This window comes from Thioalbus denitrificans (assembly GCF_003337735.1).
Lineage (GTDB): Bacteria > Pseudomonadota > Gammaproteobacteria > DSM-26407 > DSM-26407 > Thioalbus > Thioalbus denitrificans.
Genome location: NZ_QPJY01000004.1, coordinates 207,089 through 225,626, shown reverse-complemented (window position 1 = coordinate 225,626; position 18,538 = coordinate 207,089). Strand labels below are relative to the sequence as shown.

The 18,538-nt window shown below is 65.8% G+C and carries 17 protein-coding genes; 9 read left to right on the top strand and 8 right to left on the bottom strand.

Annotated features, from left to right (window positions below; genetic code table 11):
* Window positions 1-2: 2 nt before the first annotated feature.
* Window positions 3-653 carry a peroxiredoxin gene (locus DFQ59_RS10985; protein WP_114279743.1) on the bottom strand — a complete coding sequence of 217 codons (651 nt, stop codon included), beginning with the start codon at window positions 651-653 and terminating at the stop codon, window positions 3-5.
* 1,083 nt (window positions 654-1,736) lie between these two features.
* On the opposite strand from DFQ59_RS10985, the gene DFQ59_RS10980 reads away from it, so the two are divergent.
* A complete protein-coding gene (locus tag DFQ59_RS10980; RefSeq protein ID WP_114279742.1) occupies window positions 1,737-3,092 on the top strand; it encodes an FAD-dependent oxidoreductase in 1,356 nt (451 codons plus the stop codon).
* A gap of 81 nt (window positions 3,093-3,173) precedes the next feature.
* On the opposite strand, the gene dsrE2 is transcribed toward DFQ59_RS10980, so the two are convergent.
* From dsrE2 to DFQ59_RS10965, 3 genes are all read right to left on the bottom strand, one after another.
* Window positions 3,174-3,701: a sulfur carrier protein DsrE2 gene (dsrE2, locus tag DFQ59_RS10975; RefSeq protein ID WP_114279787.1), complete on the bottom strand. Its 528-nt coding sequence runs from the start codon at window positions 3,699-3,701 to the stop codon at window positions 3,174-3,176.
* 139 nt (window positions 3,702-3,840) lie between these two features.
* Complete coding sequence (locus DFQ59_RS10970) at window positions 3,841-4,071, bottom strand: sulfurtransferase TusA family protein (protein ID WP_114279741.1); 231 nt, start codon at window positions 4,069-4,071, stop codon at window positions 3,841-3,843.
* A gap of 56 nt (window positions 4,072-4,127) precedes the next feature.
* Complete coding sequence (locus DFQ59_RS10965; RefSeq protein WP_114279740.1) at window positions 4,128-4,733, bottom strand: TetR/AcrR family transcriptional regulator; 606 nt, start codon at window positions 4,731-4,733, stop codon at window positions 4,128-4,130.
* 119 nt (window positions 4,734-4,852) lie between these two features.
* Between DFQ59_RS10965 and mtgA the strand changes: the two genes are divergently transcribed.
* The 5 genes from mtgA (at window position 4,853) to DFQ59_RS10940 (ending at window position 8,209) form a co-directional block, all read left to right on the top strand.
* On the top strand, window positions 4,853-5,548 hold the full coding sequence (gene mtgA, locus DFQ59_RS10960; RefSeq protein ID WP_114279739.1) for a monofunctional biosynthetic peptidoglycan transglycosylase: 696 nt from the start codon (window positions 4,853-4,855) through the stop codon (window positions 5,546-5,548).
* Between the two features lie 154 nt (window positions 5,549-5,702).
* A complete protein-coding gene (locus tag DFQ59_RS10955) occupies window positions 5,703-6,101 on the top strand; it encodes a TraR/DksA family transcriptional regulator (RefSeq protein WP_114279738.1) in 399 nt (132 codons plus the stop codon).
* A gap of 211 nt (window positions 6,102-6,312) precedes the next feature.
* Complete coding sequence (locus DFQ59_RS10950; RefSeq protein ID WP_114279737.1) at window positions 6,313-6,882, top strand: HPF/RaiA family ribosome-associated protein; 570 nt, start codon at window positions 6,313-6,315, stop codon at window positions 6,880-6,882.
* Window positions 6,883-6,888: 6 nt separating this feature from the next.
* Window positions 6,889-7,326 (top strand): NUDIX domain-containing protein, encoded by a 438-nt coding sequence (locus DFQ59_RS10945; RefSeq protein WP_114279736.1) that lies wholly within the window; start codon window positions 6,889-6,891, stop codon window positions 7,324-7,326.
* A complete protein-coding gene (locus DFQ59_RS10940) occupies window positions 7,319-8,209 on the top strand; it encodes an eIF2B alpha/beta/delta subunit family protein (protein ID WP_114279735.1) in 891 nt (296 codons plus the stop codon). The genes DFQ59_RS10945 and DFQ59_RS10940 overlap by 8 nt, the downstream gene beginning before the upstream one ends.
* Here the strand turns inward: DFQ59_RS10940 and DFQ59_RS10935 are convergent.
* The 4 genes from DFQ59_RS10935 to DFQ59_RS10925 all read right to left on the bottom strand — a co-directional run bounded on the left by DFQ59_RS10935 (window position 8,203) and on the right by DFQ59_RS10925 (window position 14,545).
* Complete coding sequence (locus DFQ59_RS10935; protein ID WP_114279734.1) at window positions 8,203-11,898, bottom strand: PAS domain S-box protein; 3,696 nt, start codon at window positions 11,896-11,898, stop codon at window positions 8,203-8,205. The two genes, DFQ59_RS10940 and DFQ59_RS10935, sit on opposite strands and share 7 nt — an antisense overlap.
* Window positions 11,899-12,111: 213 nt before the next feature.
* The gene (locus DFQ59_RS10930) at window positions 12,112-13,341 is read right to left on the bottom strand and encodes an NnrS family protein (protein ID WP_170142131.1); all 1,230 of its coding nucleotides are present in this window, start codon (window positions 13,339-13,341) and stop codon (window positions 12,112-12,114) included.
* The gene (locus DFQ59_RS19555) at window positions 13,338-13,835 is read right to left on the bottom strand and encodes a hypothetical protein (RefSeq protein ID WP_147275230.1); all 498 of its coding nucleotides are present in this window, start codon (window positions 13,833-13,835) and stop codon (window positions 13,338-13,340) included. Before DFQ59_RS19555 ends, DFQ59_RS10930 begins: the two co-directional genes overlap by 4 nt.
* Window positions 13,836-13,843: 8 nt before the next feature.
* Window positions 13,844-14,545: a c-type cytochrome gene (locus DFQ59_RS10925; RefSeq protein WP_114279732.1), complete on the bottom strand. Its 702-nt coding sequence runs from the start codon at window positions 14,543-14,545 to the stop codon at window positions 13,844-13,846.
* A 505-nt stretch (window positions 14,546-15,050) separates the two neighbouring features.
* On the opposite strand from DFQ59_RS10925, the gene nosZ reads away from it, so the two are divergent.
* The 3 genes from nosZ to DFQ59_RS10910 form a co-directional block, all read left to right on the top strand.
* A complete protein-coding gene (gene nosZ, locus DFQ59_RS10920; RefSeq protein WP_114279731.1) occupies window positions 15,051-17,360 on the top strand; it encodes a Sec-dependent nitrous-oxide reductase in 2,310 nt (769 codons plus the stop codon).
* A 119-nt stretch (window positions 17,361-17,479) separates the two neighbouring features.
* Window positions 17,480-17,803, top strand: a complete 324-nt coding sequence (locus tag DFQ59_RS10915; protein WP_114279786.1) for a c-type cytochrome — start codon at window positions 17,480-17,482, stop codon at window positions 17,801-17,803.
* Window positions 17,804-18,062: 259 nt separating this feature from the next.
* A partial coding sequence (locus DFQ59_RS10910; protein WP_147275235.1) for a c-type cytochrome occupies window positions 18,063-18,538 on the top strand: 476 nt, incomplete at its 3' end.

Below are 18,538 nucleotides of genomic sequence, written 5' to 3'. Positions count from 1 at the left end.
CTTCAGACAGCCTTCTTGCAGAAGTACCAGTCGGTGCACTCGTAGCCCTCGGCCTCGCGGGCCGCGGCCTGCGCGGCGGTGGCCGGCGGCGGCACGATGACCTTGTCGCCGGGCTGCCAGCCCTCGGGGGTGGCCACGCCGTGCTCGTCGGAGGTCTGCAGCGCCATGACCAGGCGCAGGAACTCCGGAATCGAGCGGCCGTTGGACATGGGGTAGTAGACCATGGCCCGCAGCACCCCCTTGGGGTCGATGATGAAGGTGGCGCGCACCGCGGAGGTGTCGCTGGCCCCGGGCTGGATCATGCCGTAGGCCCTGGCCACCTGCATGGAGAGGTCGGCGATGATGGGGAAGCGGATCTCCTCGCCGAACTTCTCCTTGATGTTCCGCTCCCAGGCGATGTGGGAGAAGGTGCTGTCGATGGACAGCCCCAGCAGTTCGCAATTGAGCGCCTGGAACTGTTCATGGGCCCGGGAGAAGGCGACGAACTCGGTGGTGCAAACCGGGGTGAAGTCCGCCGGGTGGGAGAAGAGCACCAGCCACTTGCCTTCGTAGTCGGAGAGCTTCCTGATGCCGTGGGTGGTGGGGGCCTCGAACTCCGGAGCGCGCTCGTTGAGACGGGGCATGGACGGTGCGGCGTTGTTGAGCTCTTGCATGATGGTGTCCTCTCTGGTTACTGGTTACTGGTTACTGGTTACTGGTTACTGGTTACTGGTTACTGGTTACTGGCTTGGGATGTACTTTATCGAGTGCTGATAGATAGATGAAATCGTTCTTTGTTATCTGAGCGATAGTTGTTGACAATCATTTCTCCGCACCTCGGAGGTTTGTCCCTGTCAGGATTCCCGACCAGACGGGGAGTGGCTATGCTGCATCCCGCCGTGGGTCATTCGGGTCTATTCAACTGTCCACATTGTTTTCCCTGGCCGCCCAAGGCTCATTCTGATCGATCAATGGGCCCATTGCGGATTGTCATCGCCAACGGAATGACGGCCGCTGTAGCATCGTTTCCAGACCATCACGGTCTATCCTCCATCTGGCAGTCCTTTTGAACCCGCGCGTCCCATGCGCGGGTTTTTTTATTCCTGATCGATATCGTTATGGCCGGTGGATGGGCCTCCGGCTGCCGCTGTCGCACGGTCTGCAGCCGACAAGGTGAAACATGAATAAATGATTAATTAATAAAATCGTATCACTTGAGGCAGGTCAATTCGCTCGCGTGTCACCAGGGTTAATCTGCCGTCGTTTCATTCTTCCGATGTTGTGATCTGATTCGGTCCGCCATGGGCGGGCCGTTTTTTTTGCATTGCATTAATATTGCGGTATTATTCGTGCTGCGCTGCAGCAGGCGCCGTGGGAGAGACACGCCGGCATCCCGTCGCCCCCCATTCCGAGGTTGCCTCGTCCGACCTCCTGGGGCGATGCTGACGCACGGTGATCCCGTCAAACGGTGTGGTCTCGTGACAACTCCCCTCAAGCTCCTGCTCGCCTGCCTTCTCTGCCTGGCCGTGGCGACCCTGGCCATCGGTCTGCTGCAGTGGCTCTTCGGCTGATCGCCGGGGGCTGATTCCGGCGGGCATCCCGGCACAACCGGGCGGCCGGCATGCCTCGGTTTTCCCGCATGGAACAGCGGAAATCGCGAAGGAATCCTGCGCTTCCATCGCGGTCAAAGCTGAGCGGAACAGTAGGAAATAAAGAGGCGAACCTTCGTCCACAACCGTTGCCGAGTGGAGGTCCGTATGAGCAGGCAGACTTATGAGGTGATCATCGTCGGCGGTGGCATATCCGGCACCGCGCTGATGTACACGCTGGCTCGCTACACCGATGTGAAGTCCATCGCGCTCATCGAGAAGTACGACGGGATCGCGGCGCTCAATTCCAATTCCCGCGCCAACAGCCAGACGCTCCATTGCGGCGACATCGAGACCAACTACACCCTGGAGAAGGCGGCCAGGGTCAAGCAGATCGCCCACATGATTCTCCGCTACGGCGAGCTTGTCCCCGAGGCGCGCCGGCACATGAGCGTCTACCCCAAGATGGTGCTCGGGGTGGGGGAGGCGGAGGTGGATCAGATCGCCCGCCGCCATGCCGAATTCTCGGCGGTCTTCCCCTACATGGAGCTGTGGGACGAGCGGCGCATCGCCACCGTGGAGCCCGACGTGGCCCTGGTGGACGGGCGCCCGCGCCGGGAGCCGATTCTCGCCAGCGGGACCCTGAACGAGGTGTGCGCCATCGACTACGGCGGCCTGTCGGCCTCCTTCGTGGAGCAGGCCCGGCGCCGGCCGGAGGTCCGCACCGACCTGTTCCTGAACAACCGGGTGCTTGGAATCACCGCCGCCGATGACGGCTATGGGGTGCGCACCGACAACGGTATCTTCCATGCCCGCAGCGTCGCGGTCTGCGCGGGCGCCCACAGCCTGCTGCTGGCCCACGGGATGGGCCATGGACTCGACTACGGGCTGCTGCCGGTGGCCGGCAGCTTCTACTACATCCCCCGCGAGATGCGCGGCAAGGTCTACACGGTGCAGAATCCGAAGCTGCCCTTCGCTGCCCTCCACGCCGACCCCGACCTGGCGGTGCCCGGCCGGACGCGGCTCGGTCCCACCGCCCTGGTGCTGCCGAAGCTGGAGCGCTACCGCAAGGGCACCTACCTCGACTTCCTGCGCGTGCTGAAGCCCGACCGGGCCGTGGCCGCGGCCCTGTGGGATCTGTTCCGCGACGGTGACATCCGCAACTACATCATTCGCAACATGCTGTTCGAGGTGCCGGGTCTGCGCCGGCGTCTGTTCGCCGAGGATGCCCGCAAGATCATCCCGTCACTGCGTGAGGGCGAGCTGGAGTACGCCCACGGCATCGGCGGCCTGCGCCCGCAGGTCATCGACCGTACCCGCCGCAGGTTGATGCTGGGCGAGGCGGTGATCAATCCCGGCAACGGGGTGCTGTTCAGCATCACGCCCTCGCCGGGCGCCACCACCTGCCTCGGCAATGCGCGCCAGAACGCCGAGGCGCTGGTGCGGCATCTCGGGCGCCGGTTCGACGAGGACCGCCATAACCGCGAGTTGCTGGGCGGCCGCGAGCTGTCCGCGGCGGCCTGATCCGGCGCAGCCACTGCCCCCTCCCGCACGAAGGGGAGGGGGCGCCCCGGGCGGGCGCGGTTCCGGGGCGCTGGCGCCGGTTCAGACGAAGAGGTTGACGTCGGCCTTCAGGGCGGTGGGCAGGAAGCTGGCAGCGCCCACCCAGTCGCTCACGCCGGGAATGAAGTCCTCCTTCTCCCAGCCGAACAGATCCACGGTCATCTGGCAGGCCACCAGCTTCACGTCGGCCTCCACGCAGAGCTCGCGTAGCTCCTCGATGGCCGCCACCCCCTTGTTGCTGAGGGTCTTCTTCATCATCGCGGTGGCCAGTCCCTCGAAGCCGGGAACCGCCGCCATCAGGGCGGTGGGGATGTTGAGCTCGTGGTCGCGCAGCCACGCCGGGCCGCTCGGGAGCTTCATGGGCATGGCGGGATTGCCCAGCGGGGTGACCTTCAGGTCCAGATCCTTCTTCAGCAGCGCCAAACCGTAGAAGGTGAAGAAGATGGAGACCTCCCAGCCGAGGGCGGCGGCGGTGGAGGCGAGGATGAAGGGCGGGTAGGCCATGTCCAGGGTGCCCTTGGTGGCAATCAGGGTCATGGACGGCACGTGGCCGGCCTCGCGCGCGGCCATCTTCTCCTCGAAGCGGCGGTCGAACCAGGCGTCCAGCGCCGCGGGGTCGGAAACGGGAATGTGGGGGTTCGCACTCATGGCGGCTCTCCTTCGGGTGGGGGTCGGGGCGGACGCGAAGCGTCCGCCCCTGGGATCGCGCTCAGGCCTTGCGGATCAGGAAGACGAACTGGCCGTCCTCCTGGCCGGAGGAGACCAGCTCGTTGCCGGTCTGGGCGCAGAAGGACTCCATGTCCTTGACCGAGCCGGGATCGGTGGCGAGCACCTGCAGGGTCTCCCCGGCGTCCATGGCGCCGAGCGACTTGCGGGTCCGGAGGATGGGCAGGGGGCAGTTGAGTCCGCGGGCGTCGAGGGTCTGTTGGGTTGCATCCATGGTTTTTCTCCTTTCGATTAAATAGACCGGTTGGTCTAGTCCCGGGGTAAAAAAAATCACCCCGACTTGAGCACCCGGATCGTCTTCACCACCGGTCCCAGCCGGCGGAGCATCTCCGGGTCGTTGCGGGCCTTGGCCAGCAGCTGAATTCCTTCCAGGTAGCCCATCATCGCCTCGGCGGTGGCGGCCGGGTCCACGTCGGCTTCAATATCTCCCCGCTCCACCGCCTCGGCCACCAGGGTCTCGAAGTGTCCGGCCAGGGCGCGCAGGATGCCGTCCACCTTGCGGCGCAGGATCTCGTCCTGGGTGCCCTGCTCCATGGCCAGGTTGCCGAACGGGCAGCCGGGCATGTGGCCGGCCGTCTCGGCCCGGGACTTCTGGAAGGCATGGAGAACCTCCACGAAGCGATCGAGGCGCTCCAGGGGCGGGAGGCGCGGGTCGAGGGCGCGGGCGAAGATCTCCTCGGAGAACTGCTCCCGGTAGCGATCCATGACGGCCAGCGCCAGGTCCCGCTTGCTGGGGAAGAAGTGGAAGAAACTTCCCTTGGTCACCCCCGCATGCGCGCAGATGGCCGCCACGCCCACCTCGCCGTAGCTGCGGGCGTGGAACAGGTCGGCCGCGCTGTCGATGATGCGCCGACGGGTATCCGATTCCGGTTTCATATCCACTAATCTAATAGACCGATCGGTACAGTTCAACCTTTCAACAATCGGACCGATTGCCCAGCCTGCCGCCGGCAAGGGACAATGCGGCTCCGACGGCACCCGTTCCGGCTACTCCCATGCGCCGTAAAAGCAAAGCAAACCGGCTGCGCCGACTGATCCTGCGCCTGCTCCTGGCCCTGCTGCTCCTGAGCCTGCTGCCGGTGGCGCTATGGCGCTTCGCAGACCCGCCGCTGACCCTGTTGATGATCCAGCGCTGGTTCGAGGCGCCGTCCGGCGCGCGGCTCCACTACCGGTGGGTGGACCTCGCGGAGGTGTCGCCCCGCTTCCTGCTCGCGGTGGTGGCCGCCGAGGACCAGAAATTCCCCGTGCATTTCGGCTTCGACCTGGATTCCATCGCCGACGCGGTGGAGGATGCCGCTCGCGGCGGGCGGCTGCGGGGCGCCAGCACCCTGTCCCAGCAGGTGGCGAAGAACGTCTTCCTGTGGCCGGGCAGGAGCTGGCTGCGCAAGGCCCTGGAGGCCTACTACACGGTCCTCATCGAGCTGGCCTGGGGCAAGCGCCGGATCCTGGAGATGTATGTGAACGTGGCGGAGCTCGGCCCCCTCACCTTCGGCGTGGGGGCGGCCAGCCGGCGCTTCCTGGGCGTGGAGCCGTCCCGGCTCGACGAGGCGCAGGCGGCGCTGCTGGCGGCGGTGCTTCCCAACCCGCTGCAGCGCTCGGTGAGCGCCCCCGGTGCCGTGGAGCGCGAACGCCAGGCCTGGATCCTGGCCCAGATGCGGCAACTCGGCCCCGGCTACCTCGACGGGCTGTGACGGCGCCCCGGGGCGCGGGCGGCGTCCGTCGGGCGCCGGCACTGCAGGGAGACGAAACCCGGACCATAATAGGAGTGAGGGCGGGTGCAATGGCCCACCCCGCCACAGAGCCGGGCCAGCCACCCGGACATCCATCCGGCAGCAGGAGCAGGTCATGGCAGAACGACTCACCGCCCCCCAGCTCAAGAGCCTCAAGCAGCAAATCCGGACGCGCCTGGAGGACAAGCGTGCCGAGGTGCGCGAAATTCTCCTGCGCGCGGACGAGGAGCACTACGGGGAACTGGCCGGGCAGGTGCACGACCTGGAGGACCAGTCCCTGGCCGACCTGCTGGTGGATGTCACGCTGGCCGACATCGATCGCCATGTGCACGAGATCCGGGCACTGGAGACCGCCCTGGGGCGCATGGCCCAGGATCTCTACGGTATCTGCCGGGAGTGCCAGACGGATATCGGCCACGAGCGTCTGCAGGCCTATCCAACGGCCGAGCGCTGCGTGGACTGCCAGGCCGAGTATGAGCGTACCCACGCCCAGCCCGGGCGGCCGACCCTCTAGGAGCCTGTCGGACTTGAGCGATCGTAGCGAGCCGAGTGGGAGAGCGAGGACAGATGGGGCCGATTTTGAGGCGCATAGTGGGTCTATGTAACGAAAAATCGGCCTCATATGGGCCGCTGTCCCGCCGGCGCAGTAGATCAGCCTCAAGTCCGACAGGCTTCTTGTCCCCGTCACCGGGGCGAACAACCCGCTACGCAGGGGGGAGAACCCTATGAAACTGCCCTTGCAGATCACCTTCCGCGACATGGAACCCTCGCCCGCCGTGGAGGCACGCATCCAGGAAAAGGCGGAAAAGCTCGAGCGCTTCTTCGGCGACATCATGAGTTGCCGCGTGGTGGTGGAATCACCTCACGGCCGTCACCACAAGGGCAAGCGCTTCCACGTGCGCATCGATGCCACCGTCCCCGAGGGGGAGCTGGTGGTCAGCGGTGGACGTCACCACGATGACCGCTCCCACGAGGATGTCTACGTGGCGCTGCGCGATGCCTTCGCCGCGCTCCAGCGGCAACTGGAAGACCGCGTGCGCAAGTCGCGCGGCTTCGTCAAGGCGCACGAGGAACCGGCCTACGGCCGCGTCCTCGGACTTTTGCCGACGGAGGATTACGGCAAGATCGAGACGCCCGACGGACGGGTGATCTACTTCCACCGCAACAGCGTGCTCGACGGCAGCTTCGAGCAGCTCGCGGTGGGCACCGAGGTGTTCTTCCACGAGGAGCAGGGGGAGCAGGGGCCCCAGGCCAGCACGGTGCGCGTGGCCGGCAAGCACCACGTGGTCGGGTAGGGCGGGGTGGCTGCCGGCTCCCCCGAGCGGCGCCACGTCGTGACCGCCTTCCTGCGTCACGGTGACAGGGTGCTGCTGGTCAGGCGCAGCGGGCGGGTCGGCACCTACCAGGGGCTCTGGTCGGGGATCAGCGGCTACCTGGAGGATGCCGACCCCCTGGATCAGGCCCGGCGCGAGGTGGAGGAGGAGACGGGGATCCCGTCTGCCGTCCCGCGCCTGGTGAGCGCCGCGCCCCCGCTGGAAATCGAGGATGCGGCAGTGGGGCGTTGCTGGGTGGTGCATCCCTTCCTGTTCGAGGTGGACGATCCCGACGCGGTGAGGCTGGACTGGGAGAACCTGGAGTTGCGCTGGGTCCGGCCAGCGGACCTCGGCGAATACGCCACCGTGCCGGCCCTGGCCGAGGCCCTGGCCGCCTGCCTGGAACGGGAGGCGGCGGGTGGCTGATCCCGTCGCCGAATTCCGCGCCCGGCTCGCGGCGGATCGCCTCCACGGCGCCAGTGAACTGGCCCGGCAGTCCCTGGAGTTCCTCTCCGAACTGGCCCGTCGCACCGCCGCTCCGGACCCGGCGACACTGGTGGCGGACTTGTGCGCGGCCGCGGATTTCCTCGTCGCCACCCGGCCGAGCATGGCGCCGCTGTACAACCTGCTCGGGCGCTGGAAGGGCGAACTGGCCCGTTGTGGGCATCTACCCCTCGCCGAGGCCCGCGCCACCGCGGCCGGGGCCGCGGAGTCCGTGGCGGCGGAGTCGAAACGGGCGGTGGACAGGGCCGCCGGACATGCCGCCACCCGCCTCGGGGCGGGATGCACCATCGCCACCCTGAGCCTGAGCTCGACCGTGGCCGCGGTATTCGAAAAGCTGCGGGAGGCGGGAGTGCGGGCCATCGTGGCCGAATCGCGTCCCCTGAACGAGGGTCACCGCCTGGCCGCCGCTCTCTCGGCATGGCACATACCCACCACGCTGGTCACCGACGCGGCGCTGGGCCGTTACGCGGCCGGTGCCGATGCGATACTGGTGGGCGCCGACGCCCTGACGGCCGATGGCGCAGTGGTGAACAAGACCGGTACCTACCTGTTGGCGCTGACTGCCCGGGACAACGGCATCCCCTTCTATGTCTGCTGCGAGAGCTTCAAGCGCCTGTCGCCCTCATCGGAGGGGCCCGAACTGGAGGAGATGGATCCGGCCGAGCTGGGTGCGCCGGAGCTGCCCGGCGTACGGGTGATGAATCCCTACTTCGAGGTGACGCCGGCCCGCCTGGTGAGCGCCTGGATCACCGAGGCGGGCGTGGAACGGGGACCCCGTGCCGGCGCGACAGGCTGCCATCAGTAACTCCCCGGCCCCGTCTCGTCGGGCCACTGGAAGCGGGCCTCCTCGAACAGCCGCACGCAGGTGTCCACGATGTCGGCGTCGTAGCGCCCGCCGCGACCGCTGCGGATCTCCGCCAGCGCCTTCTCCGGACCCAGCGCGGGGCGGTAGGGCCGGTGGGCGCTGATAGCCTCCACCACGTCGGCCACCGCCAGGATGCGGGCCTCCTCCACGATGGCGTCCCCGGCCAGGCCGTTGGGGTAGCCGCTGCCGTCGAGGCGCTCGTGGTGCTGCAGGATCATCTCCGCCACCGGCCACGGGAAGGAGATGCCCCGTACGATGTCGTGGCCCACCTGGGGATGCTGCTGGATGATGCCGAACTCCTGCGGTGTCAGGCGGCCCGGGCGGTTGAGAATCTCGGCCGGCACGTAGATCTTGCCGATGTCGTGGATGATGGCGCCGAGGCGCAGCCCCTCGATGCGATCCTCGCTCCAGCCCAACTCGCGGGCGATGGCCTCGGCCAGCAGGGCCACCCGGCGCTGGTGGCCGGCGGTGTAGGGATCGCGGATCTCCACGGTGCGGGAGATGGCCTCGATGGTCTGGAACAGCACCTTCCCCAGCGCTTCGCGGGCGCGGTCGCGTTCGTCTGAGGTGCGGTGGCTGCGGATGCCGAAGGCGAGGTCGTTGGCGAGTTCCTCCAGCAGCGCCACCTCCTCGGTGGTGAACTCCTGCTGCGGCGCCGCGCAGACGCCGAGCACGCCGAATACATGCCCCGCCTCGAGCAGGGGCAGAACGACGCAGGAGCTGTCGCCGTTGCCCGTGCTCAGCGCCAGGTCGGCGGATGCACCGGTATTGATCGCTCCCGCGCAACTCAGTAACTCCTCCCACGTGGAGAGGGTGCCGGCCACGGCCCGGATCTGCATGCCGGCGGCCGGCCTGTCGCCGCGATGGGCGACCCAGACCAGGGGATAGCCGCCCTGCCGGGCCATGACATCGCACAGGGACTGGTTGAGCTCCACCTCGCTGCCGGCGCGGACCAGGGCCGTATTGCTCTGGCTGAGGGTGCGCAGGGTGCGGTTGAGGCGGTGCAGGCTCTCGGCATGGCGGCGCTGGGCGATGAGCTGCCCCAGCTGCACGCCCACCGACTCGATGAGCGCCATCTCCTCGTCCAGGAAGGGGCCGTGATCCGCCTCCGGCAGCGGCTCCAGGTAGCACAGTTCCACCTCGCCGTCGGGCGGATCGGGCAGCGGGATGGGCGCCCGCAGGGTCCACTCGGTGGGGCGGTAATCGCGGCTGGTGAGGTTGCTCTCCCCGAGCCTGACCCGGGCGGCGGCCTTGTCCGGGTATTGCCAACCCCCGGGCAGCGTATCGGCAATCCGCTGCAGCACCTGCTCCAGGGGCTGTTCGGTGTCGGTGGCCAGGCGCGTCACCTGGTAGAGGCAGTCGATCTCCTTCACCCGCTCGCGCAGCGCCTCCAGGAGCGCGTGCTCCCGGATCTGGAATTCCCGGCGGGCGGTGATGTCGGTGTGGGCGCCCACCATGCGCACGGGCCTGCCTGTACTGTCGCGGAATACGCGGCCGCGGCTCTGGATCCAGACATCGTGACCATCGCGATGGCGCATCCTGAACTCCAGGTCGATACGCTCGGCATCGCCCTGCAGGACACGCTCCACCTCCGCCAGGGTGGTTTCACGGTCCTTGGGGTGGATGCGCCTTTGCCACTCGTCGGCACTGTTGCCGATTTCCGCCACAGCGTAGCCGATGATCGCCTTCCAGCGGGGTGAGAAGTAGACGCTGTCATTCACCAGGTCCCAGTCCCACAGGCCGTCCTCGGTGCCCTCGAGCATCAGCGAGAGCCGCTCCTCGCTGGTGCGCAGGGCGGCTTCGGCGGCGCGCTGCCCGGTGACATCCTGGCCCGAGGAGAGGGTGCCGATGGGCCGGCCCGCCTGATCGTGCAGCAGCGTGTTGTGCCAGCTGATGAAGCGCACCTGTCCGTCCCGGGTCAGGACCGGGCCCTCCGCGTGCTCGACGGGCATGCTGTCCAAGTGCTGCTGGAACAGGGCGCGGACCTCCTCCCGCTGCGGCTCCGGGATGCATTGCTCGACCCAGTCGCAGCCGATCAGTTCCTCCTCCGGGTAGCCCAGTATCTCGCAGCCGCGGCGGTTGATCAGGGTGATGTGCCCCTCGGGATCCAGGGCGAGGATCATGACGTTGACCACGTCCAGGTAGCGCTGGGCCCGGCGGTGGGCCTCCAGCATCTCCTGTTGCGCACTGCGGCGGGCGGTGATGTCCTGGAGGATGTGGATGCCGGATCGCGGCCGGATTTCGCCATTGTGGAGCCTGAAGCTACGGGCAGCGTAGTGTCGCCCTGCCAGGGTCATTTCGTACGGCTCTTCCGAGTATTCATCATGGAGACTGCAGCCGGGGAACGGTCCGTCGCCGCGCGGGAACACCTCCCAGTAGGGACGGCCGAGCATCTCCTTGAAGGGCAGGCCCGCAGCCTCGGCGTAGGCGCGGTTGGCACGCACCAGCCTGCCTTCGGAATCGTGCACGAAAATGGGATCCGGTACCGCGTCGAAGGCCTCGACCCATTCCCGGTGGGCCTGCTCGATCCGATCCCGGGACTCGGCCAGGGCCCGGTTCATGGCCCCGAGGGTGGCGGAGCGGCGCCGCATGGTGTCCAGATAGGCGGTGAAGGAAAAGGTGAACACCAGTCCGAAGACGAGCAGGAGCAGGGGCCATTGATGGTAGTGGCCGGCACCGAATGCGGGGCCGGGCGCGATGGACAGCACCCAGGAGCTGCCGGGCAGCTCGATGTCGAAGCGCAGGTCATCCGCGCCGGGCAGGTAGTCCGTGCCGTTGACGTAGAGACTCGCGGGCATCTCGTTCCCGTGCCCGGAATCGTCGAGGCGGAGGTTCAGCTCGTCCGCCGGAAACAGCCGCAGTGCTGCGTCGATCATCTCCCTGATCCGGATGATGGCGACGAGGAAGCCATAGGGGGGGGTGCTGGTGAGGGGCCCATCCAGTTCCTGCCCGGACCGGCTGGTCCGGTATACGGGCAGTACGATCAGGAGCCTTCCATCCCGGGCGGTGCCCACCGCATGCCGGGGTACCGCAGCCACGGTGCCGCCCCGTTCCCTGGCCTGTTCGATGACGGGCCGTTGCCGGGGATCGCTTCCCAGGTCGAGGCCATAGGGGCTTTCAGCGTCCGCGTCCGGGAATCGATAAAATACGGGAAAGTATTCAGAACGGTCGCCGGCCGGTTGCAAGCCGCCGTCCGGGGCCCGCTCGACAATCCGGAATTTCTCCAGTCCCTCGGCGCGGGCGGCGGTCTCATAGTTGGCACGGTAGGCCGCCGGCACCCGCGGTGCCCATTCCAGGGCCTGCAGCTCGCCGTGGTGGGCGAGGGCGTAGCGGCCGTAAGCCTCGAACTCGGTGCGGCTCACCTCGCGGGAGGCATCGAACAGAGCCCCCACACCCTCCAGTATCTCCAGGTTCATGTCGAGGGTGTGCTGGATCTCCGTGGCATATTCCGCTGCGCGCCGCTCGAGCTCGGCGGACTCCAGGTGTGCCATCTGCCGGTGTGCCTGGAGGTAGGCACCGAGGGTCAACAGGGTGCCCAGAAGCGCCAGGAGCAGCACCGGAAGCCGCTGCCGGAGTGCTGCCCGGCCCGCCTTGCCGTCTGCTGCGATCCGATTGGGCGTTCCGGCCATGGGCGCGTCCCTGCTGGGTATGGGAGGTTGCTACATCACTCCAGGGTCATGTCGGCCAAGATCTAAAAAACCTTTGATTATTGTAGACAATCAAATCGATATCAGACAGTTGCAGACCCAAGCCCATGCAAGGTCTCATGCAGAGCCCCGACAGGGGTGCGGAAAGGCGCGGCGGTGGGGGACTGCCCCGGTCCGTTCAGGTGCCCGGCGTGCTCAGCCGGGTCGGCCGTCGATCCGGGGACGCAGGTAGATGGGCAGGAAGCGGGCCACCCAGGCGCCCACGAAACCGAGCCAGGCGAAGCCGGCGAGCAGGTTCGGATGGATGCCGAGGGCGGGCCACAGGGGCGGCCACTCGCCGGCGATGCGCAGCAGCGCGGCGAGGGAGACGCCGAGGAAGCAGAGCCAGGTGAAGGTGTCCGCCTCCAGCGGGCGGCCGGAGTGGCCCAGGCTCACCCGGGAGGCCATGCCGATGAGCATGGAGGTGACGAAGCCGATGCCGAAGGCGTGGAGCGGCGCCTTGTCCAGCCACAGGGTGCCGGTGACGGCCAGCGCCAGGCTCTGGAGTCCGTAGAGCAGCAGGGCGATGCCGAACCAGAGATAGGCGATGTGCAGCACCGCCAGCAGGCGCACGGTGAGGCCGGCGCGGAAGCGCCAGGCGCGGCTGTGCCAGAAGGCCAGTGCCGCGAGCGGCAGGTCCACCGCGAACAGCCACGGCCGCAGGTCCAGCACCGCCAGCAGGCCATGCAGGGCCAGCCCCCCGTTCAGCAGCCACAGGCTCCAGCGCGGCCGCACCTCGCGGTAGTCGGGCACCACCACGCCGGTGAAGAAGGGGATCATGCGGTGGGCGACGGTACTCAGCACCGGCGCCAGGAACAGCCACAGGCCCAGGTTCAGGCTCAGCTGCAGCCAGACCGGCCGCGGGTCCAACAGCCAGGCCGCGAAGGCTGCCAGCCCCAGCCAGCCGGCGCAGAAGGCGCCGTTGAGCCAGGTTTCATAGAACCGGTCGTCGGTGGGGGCGGTGCGGTAGACCCGCCACAGGGCCGCCATGCCCGAGGCCAGTCCCGCCAGCCACAGCACAACGCCCGCGAGCAGTACCGGTATCGCGGTGAACAGGCCGGGGTAGAAGAGCAGGGTGCCGGCGGCCAGCAGCAGGAAGGTGCGGACATAGGCCGGGCGGGGAATTTCCTTTCCGCGCATCCAGCGCGGGTAGGTGGTCATCAGGAAGCCGAAGAAGAAGAAGCTGAACAGCCCGTAGAGCATCAGCGCCATGTGGGCCCAGAGGGCGGGGATGACGGTCGCCGGCGGTGACCACGCACCGGTGTAGCGGCCGGCCAGCTCGGTGCTCCAGTAGAGCATCACCGCCACCAGCTGCACGGCCCCGCCGAAGAACATCATCCGGTGCGGTGCGGCGGTGAACACCAGCCAGGGACGTGAGATGGTCATGGCTTCTCGTAGGCGTGGGCCTTGAGGGTGGAGAAGCGGAAGGGCGCGGCGATTAGCCCCGCGCTGGTGCGCAGCAGGATGGTGGCCTCCCAGTCCATGCGGTTGCGCACGCATACGGGAATGGTGAGCGTGCCGCGGTAAAGGTTGGGCCCGGCCTGGGACAGCACCGGACGGTTGTAGCCCATGTTCATGTTCAGTCCCACCAGGTCGATCTCCGCCCCCGAGGTCTCCCGGCCCTCCACCCGCACCTCCACCTGCAGGGGCTTGAGCGGCGGGATGTAGCGGGGCTCGATGCTCAGCTCCACCCGGGTGCCGTCGTCGAATACCACGCTGCAGGGATGATCACGCAGGTTGCAGGAGACGTCCACGGGGGCCCGGGCCACCACCTTGGGATTGAGCAGGGGCTGCACCTTGTAGATGGCGTAGCCGGCGATTGCCGCCAGCAGCAGGGCGATGAGACCCCAGAGAAGCAGGCGTGCGGTACGAGGGGACATCCTTCTTCCTATTGGTCATCCACGGTGGACAGATAGGCGAAGATATCGCGAATCTCGGTCTCGGAAAACTCGGCCAGCAGCCTGTACTCAGGATCGGAGGGGTCGTGGATGCGTGTTCCCTTGAGATACTTGTCCACCGAGCGCCACAGATACTGGGTGTACTGGCCCGCCAGCATCGGCACCGCTTCCGACTCGTCGCCCCAGCCCTCCGGACCATGGCAGGAGGCGCACTCGCGCTTGTAGATCTTCTGCCCGGCGTCCGGATCACCCTCCACCCTGGGGACGTTGAATACCTTCTCGGCGGCCCTCAGCTTTTCCAGCGAAGTGGCGTCCTCGGGCAGGTCGGGCATGCGAATGGGCAGCTCGATGGCGGCGAGGTAGGCGGCGATGTCGCGGATGTCTGGATCGGGCATCTGCCGCTCGTCCACGTACTCGATCATGGCCAGGTTGGGCCGTTCGCGGTCCCGGTAGAGATGCAGCTGCCGCGCGAGATAGGCCGCGGGCAGTCCCGCCAGGCGCGGATACTCGCCGTCCTTGCCGCCTTCCCCGTTCACGCCGTGGCAGCCGGCGCAGGTCTCGTTGATGTCGAAGCCGTTCTCCAGGTCCACCTCCTCGCCACGGGACGGCGCGGCGGCCGCGAGCAGCAGGCAGGCCAGTAGCAGGGACGCGAGTCCCCGCCGGGGGGAGGTTCCGGGCTGGAGCAGAGTCATGGCAGCAGGTCATGTGGCGGATGACGGCGCGATATTGGACCACAGCAACGGCTCCGCATGACTTGATGTAAATCAAACCTCCGGTGCGGCGTCCGCGCATCATGGTTCATGCCGACCGGCTCGCGTGGGCATGCCGGATTCCAGCCGCGTACCCGATCCGATAGAGTGGCGGCGAGAGCGTCGGGTCCTGTGTCGACACATATATTTACAAAAATGTGTGTCTGATTCGGAGATCCGCTTCGGTTCCGTCGCCTCTTTTCAGAACATTCGAATCCATGGAATTGCTGTCCGTCGTGAATTGTTAATCCAGATGTGTCATGTACATATATGCCTTAGGACAGGCATCTATTTGACATTTCTCAATTATCGATAAAGCTGAGTATCTATCAGGAATATTCTTTGACCTACATCAAGGTTGAACGACCCGCAGTAGGTTGCAATGCGTCTCGACCGATCCGGACGAGGCTCGGTGTATCCGTTTGAACGGGGATAAAAAGGGGGAAACATGAAACCTGTCACAAAACGCACGCTGTCCCTGCTGGTAGGGCTCGGGCTGGGCGTCGCCGTAACCGGCACGGCCTGGTCCCAGGACACCCTGCAGGACATCATGAAGGCGCGCGGTCTGACCCAGAAGGACATTCTTGCTGCGGCGAAGACCTACACGCCTTCCGGCGGCCGTGACGAGTACATCGCGCTCAGCTCCGGGGGGCAGAGCGGCCAGATGATCGTCTACGGCATTCCGTCCATGCGCATCCTGAAGTACATCGGCGTCTTCACGCCGGAGCCGTGGCAGGGCTATGGCTTCGACGAGGAGTCGAAGGCCGTGCTGCGCCAGGGCAACATTCTCGGCAAGGAGATCAACTACGGTGACACCCACCATCCGGCCTTCTCCGAGACCGACGGTGACTACGACGGCAAGTACGTCTTCATCAACGACAAGGCCAACCCGCGCGTGGCGGTGATCGATCTGCACGATTTCGAGACCAAGCAGATCGTGGTCAACCCGCTGTTCAAGTCCGAGCACGGCGGCGCCTTCGCCACACCCAACACCGAGTATGTCATCGAGGCGACCCAGTACGCCGCCCCCTACGACAAGAAGTACCACCCCCTCGAGAAGTTCAACGACGAGTATCGCGGTGGCGTGACCTACTGGAAGTTCAACAAGGAGAAGGGGCGCCTCGAGCCCGAGAACTCCTTCACCCTCGAGCTTCCGCCCTACAGCCAGGATCTCTCCGACGCCGGCAAGGGGCCGAGCTACGGCTGGTCGTTCACCAACTCCTTCTGCACCGAGCGTTATGTCGGCGGCATCGAGAAGGGCCGTCCGCCCTACGAGGCCGGCTGCTCCGCGAAGGATACCGACTTCCTCCACGTGGTTAACTGGAAGAAGGCCGCAGAACTGGTGAAGGCGGGCAAGGGGACCGAGATCAACGGGATGCAGGTTCTCCCGATGGATGTGTCCATCGCCGAGGGTATCCTGTTCCTGATTCCCGAGCCGAAGAGCCCCCATGGTGTGGACGTGACGCCCGACGGTACCAAGATCATCGTCAACGGCAAGCTCGACACCCACATGTCCGTGTATGACTTCGCCAAGATCCAGAAGGCGATCAAGGACAAGAACTTCGAGGGCAAGGACCCCTACGGGATTCCGATCATTCCCATCCAGGACGTCCTCCACCTGCAGCTCGAGGTGGGTCTGGGTCCGCTGCATACCCAGTTCGACTCCAAGAAGTGCGTCGCCTACACCTCGCTCTACGTTGACTCCCAGATCGTCAAGTGGGACTTCTGCGAAGGCAAGGTGCTGGACAAGATCTCCATCCACTACAACGTCGGCCACCTGATGACCATGGAAGGCGACACCGTCGATCCTGACGGCAAGTACCTGGTGTCGCTGAACAAGCTGGCCATCGACCGCTTCAACCCGGTGGGTCCGCTGCATCCGCAGAACCATCAGCTCATCGATATCAGCGGTGACAAGATGGAGCTGCTCTACGACATGCCGCTGCCCCTGGGCGAGCCCCACTACGTGGCCGCCATCAAGGCCGACAAGCTGCAGCCTGAGGTCCGCTACAAGTCCGGCTGGAACAGCCGCACCGACAGCAAATCCGAGTACGCCGTCCGCGCCGGCCGCGAGAAGACCGAGCGGACCTGCGACGATTCGGGCAAGTGCAAGGTGGAGGTGTTCGGCTCCCTCATCCGCTCCCACATCACCCCCGAAACCATCGAGGCCGAAGTGGGCGACGAGGTGCTGATTCACCTGACCAACCTCGAGCGCGCGGAGGACGAGGTGCACGGCTTCGCGATGTACGGCCACAACGTGCAGCTCTCCGTGGAGCCCGGCAAGACCTCCACGGCGCGGCTCATGGCCACCGAGGAAGGCGTGTTCCCCTACTACTGCACCGAGTTCTGCTCGGCGCTGCACCTGGAGATGCAGGGTTACCTGCTGGTCAAGCCGAAAGGCTACAAGGCGACCGTCGGCGAGGGTGAGGTCGGTACCAGCTACACCAAGGCCGACTACGAGAAGCAGGTGAAGGAGAACATCGCGACCCAGGCGGTGATCGACGAGGTGGTGGGCTTCATCACCAGCCACAACTACAAGGACTTCCCGACGGTTGTGGGCCTGGTGGAGGATGCTACCGACCAGCTGAACTTCGCTGCCGATGCCAAGGCCAAGTCCGAGGCCGCCGCGGCGAAGGAAGACTGGCAGAACGCCATGCTCTGGGCCAACCAGTGGTGGCAGTACCAGGTTAAGACCGCCGACCTCGGTCTGCGTGCCAAGACCTATCTTGAGCAGAACAACGCCAAGAAGATCAAGTAACGGTTTTCCCAACGTCGCTTGAATAACAATAAATGCAGTATGGATAGGTGAAGTTGAGGGGGGGCAATGATGCCCCCCCTTTTTATAAACCGGTAACAGTGAAGACCGAGGTGAATGCAATGCGCAAGTCGACGATGATGCTGCTGGGCGCCGCCGTGGCGGGCCTGGCCCTGACCACCAGCGTGCAGGCCCAGGACGGCGCGGCACTCTACGCCCAGAAGACCTGTATCGCCTGCCATGGCGCGGACGGCAAGAAGCCGATCCTGCCCACCTACCCCAAGCTCGCCGGGCAGAACGAGCAGTACATCTTGAACCAGATGACGGATATCAAGAGTGGCGCCCGCAACAACGGCCAGACCGCCGCCATGAAAGGGGTGATGCATCTGGTGAACGAGGATGAGATGAAGACCATCGCCGCCTGGCTGGCCGGTCTGCAGCCCTGATTTATCTAAAGACGTATATTTAGTGAGGTATCTGTAAATATTCCCGGGTATAAAAAAATCGCCCATATTGATAACCGTCAAGGCAATATCTGCGGGGGATTGGAAAATACACGGTAATGGGACGATGTTCATTTTCGACTGTTTGGAATATACCAAGCGGATGATTCATCGTCAGTTTGCATAACCACAGTGGGGGCTGCCTGGGTTGTCCCGGTAGTCTGGATTCAGAGATAGAGTGAAGTGTTCGGAGGCAGTAATCATGCGTAAACCGATGATCAAGATTCTGGCCGTGGCTTTGGGCGTCGTCTTTGCCGGTGCCGCCGGGGCCGCGGAAGGGGAGAAGGTCAAGTGGAGCGTTCACAGCGGTGAAATCGACGAGGCCATCGCGCTGGATGGTGACAAGGTGAACGGCCGCGACGTGTTCGAGGTCTGCTCCGCCTGCCACCTGCCCGAGGGCTGGGGCACCGAGGACGGCACCTTCCCGCAGCTGGCCGGCCAGCACGCGGACGTGCTGATCAAGCAGCTGTCGGACATCCGCGCCAAGAACCGCGACAACCCCACCATGTATCCCTTCGCCCTGCCGGAGTCCATCGGTGACGCCCAGGCGCTGGCCGACGTGGTGGCCTACATCGAGACCATTCCCATGAACCCGAAGCCGGGTTATGGTCCGTGGGAGCCGGGCACCCCCGAGTATGAGAAGGGGGCGCAGCTCTACAAGGACAACTGTACCCGCTG

What these genes read in the sequence shown, in the direction of transcription:
- DFQ59_RS10985 (WP_114279743.1), bottom strand. Translation starts at nt 653, where the DNA reads ATGCAAGAGCTCAACAACGCCGCACCGTCCATGCCCCGTCTCAACGAG.
- DFQ59_RS10980 (WP_114279742.1), top strand. Translation starts at nt 1,737, where the DNA reads ATGAGCAGGCAGACTTATGAGGTGATCATCGTCGGCGGTGGCATATCC.
- dsrE2 (WP_114279787.1), bottom strand. Translation starts at nt 3,701, where the DNA reads ATGGCCGCGCGCGAGGCCGGCCACGTGCCGTCCATGACCCTGATTGCC.
- DFQ59_RS10970 (WP_114279741.1), bottom strand. Translation starts at nt 4,071, where the DNA reads ATGGATGCAACCCAACAGACCCTCGACGCCCGCGGACTCAACTGCCCC.
- DFQ59_RS10965 (WP_114279740.1), bottom strand. Translation starts at nt 4,733, where the DNA reads ATGAAACCGGAATCGGATACCCGTCGGCGCATCATCGACAGCGCGGCC.
- mtgA (WP_114279739.1), top strand. Translation starts at nt 4,853, where the DNA reads ATGCGCCGTAAAAGCAAAGCAAACCGGCTGCGCCGACTGATCCTGCGC.
- DFQ59_RS10955 (WP_114279738.1), top strand. Translation starts at nt 5,703, where the DNA reads ATGGCAGAACGACTCACCGCCCCCCAGCTCAAGAGCCTCAAGCAGCAA.
- DFQ59_RS10950 (WP_114279737.1), top strand. Translation starts at nt 6,313, where the DNA reads ATGAAACTGCCCTTGCAGATCACCTTCCGCGACATGGAACCCTCGCCC.
- DFQ59_RS10935 (WP_114279734.1), bottom strand. Translation starts at nt 11,898, where the DNA reads ATGGCCGGAACGCCCAATCGGATCGCAGCAGACGGCAAGGCGGGCCGG.
- DFQ59_RS10930 (WP_170142131.1), bottom strand. Translation starts at nt 13,341, where the DNA reads ATGACCATCTCACGTCCCTGGCTGGTGTTCACCGCCGCACCGCACCGG.
- DFQ59_RS19555 (WP_147275230.1), bottom strand. Translation starts at nt 13,835, where the DNA reads ATGTCCCCTCGTACCGCACGCCTGCTTCTCTGGGGTCTCATCGCCCTG.
- DFQ59_RS10925 (WP_114279732.1), bottom strand. Translation starts at nt 14,545, where the DNA reads ATGACTCTGCTCCAGCCCGGAACCTCCCCCCGGCGGGGACTCGCGTCC.
- nosZ (WP_114279731.1), top strand. Translation starts at nt 15,051, where the DNA reads ATGAAACCTGTCACAAAACGCACGCTGTCCCTGCTGGTAGGGCTCGGG.
- DFQ59_RS10915 (WP_114279786.1), top strand. Translation starts at nt 17,480, where the DNA reads ATGCGCAAGTCGACGATGATGCTGCTGGGCGCCGCCGTGGCGGGCCTG.